Raw genomic sequence first — 13,183 nt, 5'->3', positions numbered from 1 at the left:
TTGTGGAAAACTGTTATGATTAATTCACGGATATTTCGATACAAAGGAGGAAATCTAATTGGCTGATCAGCGAAAAGCTGCACTTGATGTTGCAATTAGAAAGATTGAAAAGAACTTTGGTAAGGGTTCAATCATGCGGATGGGTGACGCAGCCGACATGAAGATCGCCACCGTCTCCAGCGGCTCGCTGGCAATTGACAAGGCCCTCGGTGTCGGCGGCTATCCTCGTGGCCGGATCGTTGAAATCTACGGACCCGAAAGTTCTGGGAAGACAACGGTGGCCCTGCACGCAGTTGCCGAAGTACAGCGCCAGGGTGGTACGGCGGCCTATATTGACGCCGAAAACGCCCTTGATCCGCAGTATGCGGCTGCCCTGGGAGTCGACGTCGACAACCTCCTGCTTTCCCAGCCGGACACCGGTGAGGAAGGTCTGGAAATTGCTGACGCTCTGATCTCCAGTGGTGCTGTTGACCTGGTGGTTGTGGACTCAGTGGCAGCCCTGGTTCCCCGGGCCGAAATCGAAGGTGAGATGGGGGATGCCCACGTCGGCTTGCAAGCCCGGCTGATGTCTCAGGCTCTGCGGAAGCTTTCCGGTGAGATCAACAAGACCAAGACCATCGCCATCTTCATCAACCAGATTCGTGAAAAGGTCGGGGTGATGTTCGGGAACCCTGAGACGACGACTGGTGGTCGGGCCCTGAAGTTCTACGCCACGATTCGGATGGAGATTCGGCGGGCCGAACAGATCAAGAGCGGGACCGACGTCATCGGTAACCGGGCCAAGGTCAAGATCGTTAAGAACAAGGTGGCGCCACCGTTCAAGCGTTGTGAAGTTGACATCATGTACGGGGAAGGGATTTCCAAGACCGGGGAGCTTCTCGACATGGCGGTTGAAAAGGACCTGGTCAACAAGAGCGGCGCTTGGTACTCTTACGGATCGGACCGGATCGGTCAGGGACGTGAGAATGCCAAGAAGTGGTTGGCCGATCATCCTGACCAGATGGCCGAACTGATGAACAAAGTCCGGGTTGCCTACGGAATGGATCCACTGAGTCCAAGCGAGGGTGAACAAGACTCACCCGCAGCTAAGGAAGCGGATCAGGATCAGGCAAATACGGAAGAATAATTGCTTAACAAGGCATGAATCCAATCGGGGGTCAGTCCAGGAAATATCTGGACTGGGCCCTTTTCCTTTCAATTGTGAAATTCAATGGTTGACACCCCACTTGGGCAAGCTTAAAATTTACTTTGTGTGATGTTTTTTACATGACACGGTGAAATTAATTTTATTAACCAACAACAAAATAGTTGAAGCGGAGGTGAAATGATGAAATTAATAATTTTCGCCGCGCTTGCTATGGTTGTCGGGATTATTATCGGCTATGCCGTTCGCAAATCCTCCTATGAAAAACGGGTTGCAGAGGCCCACAAGGATGCTGAGGGGATCATTGCGGACGCCAAGAACCAAGCGGCAACGGCGAAAAAAGAGGCCATCCTGGAAGCCAAGGAAGACAGTCACCGCTACCGTGAGCAGGTCGAAGCCGAGCTTAAGCAGCGGCGCAGCGAAATCCAGCGCCAGGAAGACCGGCTCTTGCAGCGGGAGACGTCGCTCGACCACAAGGACAACGCCTTGGAAAAACGTGAAAACACGGTCGGGGTACGCGAACACAAGCTGGATCAGCAGACGGAACGACTTCATCAATCACAGAAAAAGGCAGCGGCCTTAGTGGAGCAGCGGCAAGCAGAACTTGAAAAGGTTGCCGAGATGACCCACGAGGATGCCAAACAACAGTTATTGAGTGAAATGAAAGACCAACTGAAGACCGAACGGGAGGTCCTGATCCGTGACAGCGAGCAGGAGGCGGAATTGACTGCTGATCGCAACGCCAAGAAGCTGATCGTCGAAGCTATTCAGCGCAGTGCCGCGGACGTTGTCTCCGAGGCGACGGTTTCAGTTGTTACTCTGCCAAATGACGATATGAAGGGCCGGATCATCGGTCGAGAGGGGCGGAACATCCGGACCCTGGAAACCTTGACCGGGATCGACCTGATTATCGACGACACGCCGGAAGCAGTCGTTTTAAGCGGCTTTGATCCGGTGCGGCGGGAAATTGCTAAGATTGCTCTGGAGAAGCTGATTCAGGACGGCCGGATCCATCCAGCTCGGATTGAAGAAGCCGTTGAAAAGGCCCGCAAGGAAATGGATAACCAGCTGCGGGAGACCGGTGAGCAGGCCCTCTTTGACCTGGGCATTCACTCCATGCACCCGGACCTGATCAAGACGGTTGGGCGGATGAAGTACCGGACCAGCTACGGGCAAAATGTGCTCGACCACTCGATCGAAGTTGCCAAACTGGCCGGAATTATGGCCAGTGAATTGGGCGAGGATGTCGCCTTAGCCAAGCGGGCCGGGCTGCTGCATGATATCGGCAAGGCGGTTGACCACGAGGTTGATGGCTCCCATGTTGAACTAGGGGTTGAACTGACCCGCAAGTACAAGGAAAACAAGGTCGTCATCAACACGATTGCCTCTCACCACGGCGACGTGGCCCCGACCTCAGTAATTGCCGTTCTGGTCCAGGCCGCCGATGCCATTTCCGGTGCCCGTCCTGGTGCACGAAGCGAGTCGCTTGAACAGTACATTCAGCGCTTAAAGAAGCTCGAAAGCATAGCAAATAATTACGATGGTGTTGACCATAGTTACGCAATTCAGGCTGGTCGTGAACTGCGGGTCATCGTCAAGCCAAAGAAGATTTCTGATCTGGAAGCCACCACACTGGCTCATGATATCAAGCAGCAAATTGAAGAGCAGCTTGAATATCCGGGCCATATCAAAGTGACCGTGATTCGTGAAGTTCGCGCCGTCGATTACGCCAAATAAGGCGCGATAGCATTTACAGCTAGATAACAGCAAAAAGGCCGGGTTAGCTCCCAGCCTTTTTTGTTCGGTGCGCGTTTCTCTTGCGCCGCTCCTGGGCAGAAAATATAATAAATGATGTGTTTAAAACGATTCAATGGCGCGAACAATGATTGATATTTAGAAAAATTTCATGAGGTGAAGTGAATTGACAAAGAAATTGACGCCGATGATGGAGCAGTACCAACAGGTCAAGGACCAATATCCAGACGCCTTCCTGTTCTACCGCCTTGGGGACTTTTACGAGCTCTTTAATGATGATGCGATCAAGGGAGCCCAGCTGCTGGAACTGACCCTGACGACCCGCAACCACAGCGCCAAAAATCCGATCCCGATGTGTGGGGTGCCACATCGGGCGGTGAATAACTACGTCGATATTTTAATTGATAAGGGCTACAAGGTGGCCATTTGCGAGCAGATGGAGGATCCCAAGAAGGCCAAGGGAATGGTCAAGCGGGCCGTCACTCGCCTGATCACGCCCGGGACGAAGATGGACCTCACCGGGGATGCGGCCCGGCAAAATAACTACCTGACGGCCATCAGCGCGGCGGGCAAGTTCAGCCTGGCCTACACCGACTTGTCGACCGGGGAGCTGAAGACGACCACCCTCGACAGTGTGGGAGCGATTGTCAACGAACTGGTCAACCTGCAGAGCAAGGAAACGGTGGTTGACGGTGAGCTGCCGACGGAACTGACCACCCAGCTCAAACAACGCAACATCCTTCAGTCGCACCAGCCACAGATCCTGAAGAACGCCGAGGTTTCCTATTTGACCCAGGACCTGGAGGATGAGCAGCAAAAGCACGTGGTAGCCCTGCTGGTTTCCTATTTACTGACGACTCAGAAGCGTTCCTTGGCCCACATGCAGCGGGCGATTGCCTACTTACCGAGCTCTTTTATGAAGATTGATCACTACTCCAAGACCAACCTGGAGCTGACGACCAACATGCGCAGTGGCAAGCGTCAGGGGACCCTCGCCTGGCTTTTGGATGAGACCAAAACCGCGATGGGGAGTCGGCTCTTGAAACGCTGGCTAGACCGGCCACTGATTGATCCCGATCAAATTAGTGCGCGTCAGGATAAGGTTCAGGAACTGCTCGACCACTACTTTGAGCGCAGCAATATTCAAGATGAGCTGATCAAGGTTTACGACCTGGAGCGTCTCGCAGGGCGGGTCGCTTACGGGAGTGTTAACGGCCGGGACCTGATCCAGCTAAAGACCTCCTTGCTTCAGGTGCCTAAGATCAAGTACGTCCTGGAAACGCTGGATTCGCCCGTCTTTGCCGACCTGGAAAAACGCCTGGATCCGCTCAGTGACATTGCCGACCTGATCGATCGGGCAATTATCGCGGACCCACCGATCTCCGTTACCGATGGTGGGGTAATCAAGGACGGCTATAACAAGCAACTCGACCAGTACCGGGACGCGATGAACAACGGCAAGCGCTGGATCGCCGACCTGCAGAGTCACGAGCGGGAGGTCACCGGGATTGGCAACCTCAAGATTGGCTACAACCATGTCTTTGGCTACTACATTGAAGTCACCAAGGTCAACCTGAGCAAGATTCCCAAAGATCGTTACGAGCGCAAGCAGACCCTGGTCAATGCCGAGCGCTTCTCCACACCAGAATTAAAGGAAAAGGAAGCCCTGATCATGGAGGCTCAGGAGCGGTCGACCGCATTGGAATACGATCTCTTCGCTGCCGTCCGGGAACAGGTAAAAAAGCAGATCAAGCGGCTACAGTCACTGGCTGCCGCCCTGTCGGAACTAGACGTTTTGCAGAGCTTTGCCGTGGTCAGCGAGGATTACCACTTCGTCCGGCCGCAGATGAACACCGGCCACAAGCTGATGATTAAAGACGGCCGCCACCCGGTCGTGGAAAAGTTCATGGGCCACCAGGAGTACGTGCCCAACGACGTCTTGATGGATGATCAGACCGATATTCTCCTGATCACGGGGCCTAACATGTCGGGGAAGAGTACCTACATGCGGCAGCTGGCTCTGACGGCGGTGATGGCGCAGATGGGCTGCTTCGTGCCCGCTAAGTCGGCTGAACTGCCGATCTTTGACCAGATTTTCACCCGGATTGGGGCCGCCGACGACCTGATTTCCGGGGAGAGTACCTTCATGGTGGAAATGATGGAGGCCAACAACGCCCTAAAGCATGCCACCGACCATAGTCTGATCCTCTTTGACGAGATCGGGCGGGGAACGGCGACCTATGACGGGATGGCCCTGGCTCAGGCGATCATTGAGTACGTTCATGAACACGTCCGCGCCAAGACCCTCTTCTCGACCCACTACCACGAACTGACCGACCTGGAAAAGACCCTGCCGCGCCTAAAGAACGTTCACGTCGGGGCCACCGAAAAGAACGGCGAGCTGGTCTTCCTGCACAAGGTCAGCGCGGGTCCTGCTGACAAGTCCTACGGGATCCACGTGGCCAAGCTGGCCGGGATGCCGGATTCACTGCTCAAGCGGGCTGACCAGATCTTAGGCGAGCTGGAGGAAAAGGCGGTTACCCTGCCATTAAACGAAAAGAAGACGGCGGTGACCTACCATCAGCCAGCCAGTGCCGACCGGGTGGAAGAAACTTCAGCGACGGAAGAATCCACGGCCCCAAGCGCTCAGCCGTCTGAGCCAGCAACATCGGCGATGGATGCCAACGGTCAGATGGAGCTCTTTGCGCCGGCCCCGCAGAAAGCCAAGTCTACCAAGGGCGAGAAGATTCTGCACCAGTTAAAAGAACTCAATCTGATGGGAATGACGCCGATGGAGGTCATGAACCAGATCTATCAATGGCAACAAAAATTAAAGTGAGGCGATACGTGTGGGAAAGATTCATGAACTAGATACGGTCTTAGCCGATCAGATTGCGGCCGGGGAGGTGATTGAACGGCCCGCCTCGATCGTCAAGGAACTGGTTGAAAACTCACTGGATGCTCATAGTCACCGGATCGACGTGATCGTTGAAAACGCCGGCCTGGACAGCATCCGGGTGATCGACGACGGGGATGGGATTGAACAAGACGACGTGGAACTGGCCTTTCAGCGCCACGCCACCAGCAAGATTGCCAACCGCCGGGATCTCTTTCGCGTGCAGACGATGGGTTTTCGTGGTGAAGCCCTGCCCAGTATCGCCTCGGTAGCGGACGTCTTGATGATTACCGCCCAACGTGATCAACTAGCTGGCACCCAGATCCATCTCCGCGGTGGGCAGGTGGTAGAAAAGAAACCGGCGGCCGCCCGCCAGGGAACGGATGTCCAGGTGCGCGACCTCTTCTTCAACACGCCAGCTCGGCTGAAATACCTGAAGTCACCCCATACCGAGCTGACCCGGATCACCGATATTATTAACCGCCTGGCCCTGGCCAACCCGGCCGTTGCTTTTAGCTTCACCCACAATGGCAAGGAGATCTTTCGCTCTGCCGGCAACGGCAATCTCCAGCAGGTGGTAGCTGCGATTTACGGAATTGCGGCCGGTCGCAAGATGCTGGAGATCCATGGCCAGGATGATGATTTTCAGGTCAGCGGCTTTGTTTCACTGCCGGAATTGACCCGGGCCTCGCGCCAGTACATCACGATCACGATTAACCATCGTTATATTCGCAATTTTGAACTAACCAAGGCCATCATCCAGGGCTATGAGTCCAAGCTGATGGTGGGGCGTTACCCGATCGCGGTCGTCAATATCGATCTCGATCCGGTCCTGGTCGACGTTAATGTTCATCCGGCCAAGCGCGAGGTTCGTTTGAGCAAGGAAGATCAGCTGACCAAGCTGATCGCTGCGACAATTCGGCGGCGGATTGCGACTGAAAATCTGATTCCAGATGTTAACCCGACCGGCTTCGGGCCCAGCGCGGCTGACGTTGCCAAACTCGACCAGCGTTTAAAAGAGGCGGCGCAAACCTACCAGGTCAGCCCCGCCGATCCCAATGAAGAGGCGCCCGCCAGTCAAGCTCCGGCTAGTGAAACTGTGGCAGGGCCAGCGAGCGCGGAGGGAAGCGACAGCGAGCTGCTTGCTCCGGTGATTATTCACCGGGCCGCTGAACTGGCAAGCCCGACAATGCAGGCCTTTGATCAGCGTTACCAAAACGAGGGTGCTGTGGGACCGTTTGGCACCCCGACGTCAGCTGAAACGATTCCGGCGCATTCAGCGACCCGCTCAAGCAAAAATTTGGAGCTCGACGTGCACGACAAGTCCGATCAGCAGCAGAAGCGCTTTCCGGACCTTCAATACATTGGCCAGCTGCAGGGAACCTTCTTGCTTGCCCAGGCTGGGGATGGCCTCTACATCGTCGACCAGCATGCTGCCCAGGAACGAATCAACTATGAGCGCTTCCGCAAGGAGATCGGTCAGGTCAGTCCGGACCAGCAGGCCTTCTTGGTACCGTTGGTGCTAAACTACTCCACGGTTGACGCGATGACGATCAATGCCCACCTGGACACCCTGGCAAGCGTCGGGCTAAACTTGGAGGCCTTCGGGCAAAACAGCTTTATTCTCCGCTCTCACCCAACCTGGTTTAAGGAGGGCCAAGAGGAGGACACGGCCAAAGAGATGATCGAGTGGCTGATCAAAGACGGTAAGATTAGCGTTCGCGACTTCCGGATGAAGACTGCCATCATGATGAGTTGCAAACGGGCCATCAAGGCCAACCACCACCTCGACTCACGAGAAGCCCGGGCCCTCTTACACCGGCTGTCTTTGTGTGAGAACCCCTTCAACTGTCCGCACGGCCGGCCGGTTACGGTCCATTTCAATGACCAAGACCTCGAAAAGATGTTTAAGCGAATCCAGGACAGCCACGTCCCGTTCGCCGATGAATTTGATGATCACGAATTTTAAGAAAAGTAGGGATGAACTGTGTATGAATACATCACGGGGCTCGTTACCATTGTGACGCCCCAGTACGTTGTCGTGGAGGCGGGCGGCGTCGGCTACCAGCTGCTGGTGGCCAACCCGTACCGCTACCAGGTGGACGAAACGCAACGGGTCCGCATCTATGTCTACCAGGCCGTGCGCGACGATTCGATCACGCTCTTTGGCTTCGTCGATCAAGCGGAAAAGCGGCTCTTCTTGCAGCTGATCAACGTTTCTGGGATTGGTCCCAAGAGCGCCCTGGCAATCCTGGCCAACCCGGACCACCAGGGCTTGATTGACGCCATTGCCAATAACAATGTTGGCTACCTGACCAAGTTCCCAGGAATCGGCAAGAAGACAGCTTCCCAGATTGTGCTGGATCTCAAGGACAAGATTGCGGACCAGGCAACGGGCAGCCTGTTGACAGCAGACCAGTCGGCAACTGCGACGGCCAACCCGGCCTTAGACGATGCCCTGGCGGCCCTGAGCGCCCTGGGTTATCGGGAACGGGAGATCAAGAAGATCAAAAAGGAGCTGCTTGAAGCTGAAGCCACGACCACCGATGAGTACCTGCGGCTAGCACTACGACTGATTAATTAGTGAGGAGGGATTAGATGGCTGACCAAGACCATGGAATCATGTCTGATCAATCGCAAAACCAGGAAGAGGAGCAATTGGAACTTACCCTGCGTCCCCAGCGCTTGGCTGACTACATTGGCCAGGCGAAGATCAAGCACGAATTAAATGTCTACATCCAGGCGGCCCAGGCCCGGGAAGAGGCGCTTGACCACGTCCTGCTCTATGGGCCACCGGGACTGGGGAAGACGACCCTGGCGATGGTGATTGCCCATGAGATGGCCGTCAACATCAAGACCACCAGCGGGCCGGCGATCGAAAAGCCGGGGGACCTGGTGGCATTGTTGAATGAACTCAAGCCCGGCGACGTGCTATTCATCGACGAGATTCACCGCCTGCCAAAGGTGGTCGAGGAAATGCTCTATTCGGCAATGGAAGACTACTATATCGATATTGTGGTCGGCGAGGGGCCGACCGCCCATCCGGTCCACTTCCCGTTGCCGCCCTTCACCTTAATTGGCGCGACGACGCGGGCGGGAATGCTCTCGGCACCGCTGCGGGACCGGTTTGGGATCGTGGAGCATATGAACTACTACAACCAGGAAGAGCTGACGCAGATTATCTTCCGCTCGGCCAAGATCTTTAACACTAAGATTGAGGACGAGGGAGCCCACGAATTGGCACTACGGTCGCGGGGAACGCCGCGGATTGCTAACCGGCTGCTGAAGCGGGTTCGCGACTTTGCCCAGGTTGCCGGCAAACCCAGCATCGATTCGGCGACCGTCAAACGCGCCCTGGACCTCCTTCAGGTGGATAACCGGGGACTCGACGAAATCGACCGCAAGATGTTGCTGACGATGATTAAGTTCTATAATGGTGGCCCGGTCGGTTTGAAGACGATCGCCGCTAACATCGGTGAAGAAACCAACACGATCGAAGAAATGTACGAACCCTACCTGCTGCAGATCGGCTTTATCAGCCGGACGCCCCGGGGCCGTTTGGTGACCCCGGCGGCCTACCAGCACCTGGGAATCGAGTACTCGACCGGGAAATGAGGTTAAAATGACAGCACAGATTAATTTTCAAGTCCAGTACCAAAAAAGCGGTGCAGCCCGGACTGGTAATTTGACGGTTAATAGCCGTCAGGCACTGACCCCGGCCATCGTACAAACGGGGAGTGCCACCACCACCCTGACATCCACGGAGCTGCACCAATGTGGGACCCAGCTTATCAAATGTGACGTCCTGGATTCCTGGCGGCAGTTTAAGGACCACCTGACCGAATTGCCGGACCTGCACACGCTAACGCACTGGGATGGCCTGATCATCACCGACTCGGGGGCCGAGCAAGCCTACGCCTGGGCCAAGCCCCGGGGCCGCAAGCCGGCTGGAGTCAATTTCCATGATCCGCAAACGGGGGCAATGCATTTCTATACCCCAGCAGATGCACTAGCTGTCCAGCAGGCACTTGGGGCAGATTTACGGCAAAGCTTTGCCCGGATGGCGGACTATTATGCTCCGGTGGACGACTTGAATGCGGCGGTGGAACAGACTGCCGCCTGGCTCCAAAGCGAACCGCTGCCAGAAAATTGTCTGGCAACAGTCGTCGGCGGGGGACTGAAGCGGGCGCGCCGGGCCAACGTAAATGCCGTGCCTGCCAGTGCAGCCGGTTACAGCATCGCCGGCGTGGATGCTGCGGTGCCGACCGAAGAACAAGTCCGACTGGTCAAGGAAGTTATTACCATGCTGCCGGCACTTAAGCTACGTTACCTGCCGACCAGTGGTGATCTCCGGCAGCTCCTGCTCCTGGCCAGCAATGGGGTTGACCTGATCGACAGTGACCTGGCCGGCCGAGAAGCCAGCATGGGGAATGCCCTGGTGGGGGCCCGGCGATTGCACCTGGATCGGGATCACATGGCGCTGGATCAACGGGTCCTGGTTCCAGGATGCAGTTGTCCGGTCTGCCAGGCGGGAATTTCCCGCGCCTGGATCCACCGGCTCCTGGTCCGCCGCCAGCCGCTGGGGGAACGTTATTTACTTTTGCACAATCTCTTTACGGTCAACCAGGCCCTAGCCAAACTACGGGCGGCCATTGCTGCCAATAGTGTGGCTGACTGCCTGGCAGAATTTAACCTGGATCCGGCGGAGATGTAGCTTTTTATAACGATTTTTGTTACAGTTATTGTTGAACATTTTTGAAGGGATGGATATTACTGTGAATAGTTTAACTTTTGGAATTTTAGGTGCCTCTAGTGCCGGGGCCAGCAGTTACTCAGGCATCATCTTAATCCTGTTGATGATTGCTCTGATGTACTTCTTCATGATCCGGCCACAACAAAAGCAACGTAAGCAGCACCAGGACATGATGAACGGTTTGCACAAGGGTGACGAAGTTGTTACGATTGGTCGCCTGCACGGGAAGATTGACTCCATCAACAAGCAGGACCGGACCGTTACGCTGGACTGCGAAGGTATTTACCTGACCTTTGACATGGTTGCAATTGCCCGGGTCGTTAAGCCACAAACTGCTGATCAAAGTGCTCAGCAATCAGCTGAAACTACTGAAGAAAAGCAGGGTGATGAAACCAAGCAAGACGACGAAGCCAAGAAGGAAGCAGCCGCTCCTGCTCCAGAAAAAGACGCTGATGATCAAAAGGCCGATTCAGCAGCCCCGGAAGATAATCAAGAAAAGTAATTGACTAATCTTTCAAAACGTGGGAAACTTTTATCGGACGTTTGATTAAAGCTTGTTTTCACAAGCTAATCAAACATGACGTTTAGGCGTCTTACTCCTCGTTTGGGTCGCATTGCCCGACGAGACGTAAATACAGGAGGGAAAAATCTAATGCAAATCGGATTGATTGGTTTAGGTAAGATGGGTATCCACCTTTGCCAAAACATGTTGCGTAACGACAACCAAGTCGTAGCCTTTGACCTTGACAAGAAGCTGGTTGATGAAGCTGCTTCTTACGGTGCTGAAGCTGCATACAGCCTGGAAGAAATGGTTAAGAAGCTTAACCCATCCCGGACTGTTTGGGTCATGGTACCAGCCGGCAAGCCAACTGATGCCACGATGGATCAACTGGCAGAACTGCTGGACTCTGACGACACTGTTATCGATGGTGGGAACACTTTCTGGAAGGACTCCATGCGTCACAACCGCATGTTCACCGAAAAGGGTATTCACTACTTCGACTGCGGTTCCTCCGGTGGTTGGAAGGGTGCCCTCAAGGACGGTAACTTCATGATCGGTGGGGACGAAGAAGACGTCTTCAACGAACGGATTGCCCCACTGTTTGACGGCATTGCTCAAAAGGATGGCTACCTTTACACTGGTAAGGCTGGTTCCGGTCACTACCTGAAGATGGTTCACAACGCCATCGAATACGGGATGATGGAAGCCATGGGTGAAGGTTTCGAAGTTCTGGAAGCTTCTGACTTTGACTATGACAACGCTGCCGTTGCCAAGATGTGGAACCACGGTTCTGTTATCCGTTCATGGCTGATGGAACTGGCTCAAGAAGCCTTTGAAAAGGACCCACACCTGGACAAGATCGCCGGCCGGATGCACAGTTCTGGTGAAGCTCACTGGACTTTGATGGATGCAATGGACAAGCAAGTTCCTACTCCGGTTATCTACGAAGCCCTGAGTCAACGGTTCCGTTCAATGCAGGATGATTCCTTCGATGGTAAGGTTGTTTCCGCACTGCGGAACGGCTTTGGTGGCCACGCAATGGACGCTGCTAAGAAGTAATCCAAAATTAATTAAAAGTCATGCGCAAACTAGCGCGTGACTTTTTTAGTTTAAACTTTGCTGGTATACTGAATTGTTAGAATATTTTTTAAGTAAGGGGCTAGTACCATGGCTGATCAATTAGCAGCAATTTTCCAACAGATTAAAAAATACAATAAGATCATCATTCACCGTCACCAGCGCCCCGATCCGGATGCCATTGGCTCCCAGGTCGGTTTGGCCGAAATCCTCAAGGCGTCCTTCCCGTACAAGCAGATCTACGTGGTCGGCAAGCACATTCCAGGCTTTGATTGGATCGGCACGATGGATGAAATTGACAACCAAACTTTTGACGATGCCCTGGTAATCGTCACCGACACGGCCAATGCGCCGCGGATTGACGACCGGCGTTTTAATAACGGAGATGAGTTGATCAAGATCGACCACCACCCGAACGACGAACCGTTCGGTGACTTGATGTGGGTTCTACCGGAAGCCTCCAGTTGTTCCGAGATGATTTACGACTTCTACCAGCGCTTCGCAAAGGAACTGACTCTGCCAAAGGAGGCGGCCAGTGCCCTCTACGCCGGGATCATCGGTGATACCGGACGCTTCCTCTATCCGGCAACCTCACCGCGGACACTGCTTGTGGCCGGTGCGTTGATGGCTGCCGGTGCTGATGCCGCGGCCATTAGTCGGCGGGAAAACGAAATTACCCTGCCGCTGGCTCGACTGTCGGCCTACGTTTATGAGCACCTGACGATCCTCGATCACGGGGCCGCTTACGTCGTTTTGACTAACGATTTGCTGAAGAAGTTTGGCCTGACCGAGGCGGGGACTTCGGCGGTGGTTTCGCTGCCGGGGCGGATCAAAGACGTCAAGGCCTGGGCAATCTTTGTGGAACAAGAGGACGGTCACTACCGGATCCGCCTGCGTTCCAAGGGCCCGGCAATCAACGAACTGGCTAAGCACCACGATGGCGGTGGCCATGAACTGGCCAGCGGCGCCAAGGCAAAGGACCAGGACGAGATCAAGCAGGTCGTTGCTGAGCTTGACCAATTAACGACGGCCGATGCCCAGGACTAAGTGAAAGGA

At 54.7% G+C, this 13,183-nt stretch carries 10 protein-coding genes; all 10 read left to right on the top strand.

What is annotated here, in order from left to right:
* Nucleotides 1-58 precede the first annotated feature (58 nt).
* The 10 genes from recA to OCT58_RS00770 all read left to right on the top strand — a co-directional run bounded on the left by recA (nt 59) and on the right by OCT58_RS00770 (nt 13,174).
* The gene (gene recA / locus OCT58_RS00815) at nt 59-1,126 is read left to right on the top strand and encodes a recombinase RecA (RefSeq protein WP_267200922.1); all 1,068 of its coding nucleotides are present in this window, start codon (nt 59-61) and stop codon (nt 1,124-1,126) included.
* 201 nt (nt 1,127-1,327) lie between these two features.
* Nucleotides 1,328-2,881: a ribonuclease Y gene (rny, locus tag OCT58_RS00810; RefSeq protein WP_267200921.1), complete on the top strand. Its 1,554-nt coding sequence runs from the start codon at nt 1,328-1,330 to the stop codon at nt 2,879-2,881.
* A 184-nt stretch (nt 2,882-3,065) separates the two neighbouring features.
* A complete protein-coding gene (gene mutS / locus OCT58_RS00805; RefSeq protein ID WP_267200920.1) occupies nt 3,066-5,738 on the top strand; it encodes a DNA mismatch repair protein MutS in 2,673 nt (890 codons plus the stop codon).
* 10 nt (nt 5,739-5,748) lie between these two features.
* The gene (mutL, locus tag OCT58_RS00800; protein WP_267200919.1) at nt 5,749-7,764 is read left to right on the top strand and encodes a DNA mismatch repair endonuclease MutL; all 2,016 of its coding nucleotides are present in this window, start codon (nt 5,749-5,751) and stop codon (nt 7,762-7,764) included.
* A gap of 18 nt (nt 7,765-7,782) precedes the next feature.
* Complete coding sequence (gene ruvA, locus OCT58_RS00795) at nt 7,783-8,379, top strand: Holliday junction branch migration protein RuvA (protein ID WP_267200918.1); 597 nt, start codon at nt 7,783-7,785, stop codon at nt 8,377-8,379.
* 14 nt (nt 8,380-8,393) lie between these two features.
* Entirely contained in the window at nt 8,394-9,410 is a 1,017-nt protein-coding gene (ruvB, locus tag OCT58_RS00790; RefSeq protein ID WP_267200917.1) for a Holliday junction branch migration DNA helicase RuvB, read from the top strand.
* Nucleotides 9,411-9,417: 7 nt separating this feature from the next.
* Nucleotides 9,418-10,509 carry a tRNA-ribosyltransferase family protein gene (locus OCT58_RS00785; protein WP_267200916.1) on the top strand — a complete coding sequence of 364 codons (1,092 nt, stop codon included), beginning with the start codon at nt 9,418-9,420 and terminating at the stop codon, nt 10,507-10,509.
* A 61-nt stretch (nt 10,510-10,570) separates the two neighbouring features.
* Complete coding sequence (yajC, locus tag OCT58_RS00780; protein ID WP_267200915.1) at nt 10,571-11,050, top strand: preprotein translocase subunit YajC; 480 nt, start codon at nt 10,571-10,573, stop codon at nt 11,048-11,050.
* Nucleotides 11,051-11,200: 150 nt separating this feature from the next.
* Entirely contained in the window at nt 11,201-12,109 is a 909-nt protein-coding gene (gene gnd / locus OCT58_RS00775; protein WP_267200914.1) for a phosphogluconate dehydrogenase (NAD(+)-dependent, decarboxylating), read from the top strand.
* A gap of 108 nt (nt 12,110-12,217) precedes the next feature.
* Nucleotides 12,218-13,174, top strand: coding sequence for a DHH family phosphoesterase (locus tag OCT58_RS00770; protein WP_267200913.1), 957 nt, complete (start codon nt 12,218-12,220; stop codon nt 13,172-13,174).
* The last annotated feature ends 9 nt before the right edge of the window (nt 13,175-13,183 follow it).

This window comes from Limosilactobacillus kribbianus (assembly GCF_026413145.1).
GTDB classification, from domain to species: Bacteria; Bacillota; Bacilli; order Lactobacillales; family Lactobacillaceae; genus Limosilactobacillus; species Limosilactobacillus kribbianus.
The sequence above is the reverse complement of the archived record's forward strand: the minus strand, read 5'-3'. Positions and strand labels throughout refer to the sequence as shown.

Bases quoted from the DNA above. Each gene is read 5' to 3' on its own strand.
- rny (WP_267200921.1), top strand. From the start codon at position 1,328: ATGAAATTAATAATTTTCGCCGCGCTTGCTATGGTTGTCGGGATTATT.
- ruvB (WP_267200917.1), top strand. From the start codon at position 8,394: ATGGCTGACCAAGACCATGGAATCATGTCTGATCAATCGCAAAACCAG.
- OCT58_RS00785 (WP_267200916.1), top strand. From the start codon at position 9,418: ATGACAGCACAGATTAATTTTCAAGTCCAGTACCAAAAAAGCGGTGCA.
- gnd (WP_267200914.1), top strand. From the start codon at position 11,201: ATGCAAATCGGATTGATTGGTTTAGGTAAGATGGGTATCCACCTTTGC.
- OCT58_RS00770 (WP_267200913.1), top strand. From the start codon at position 12,218: ATGGCTGATCAATTAGCAGCAATTTTCCAACAGATTAAAAAATACAAT.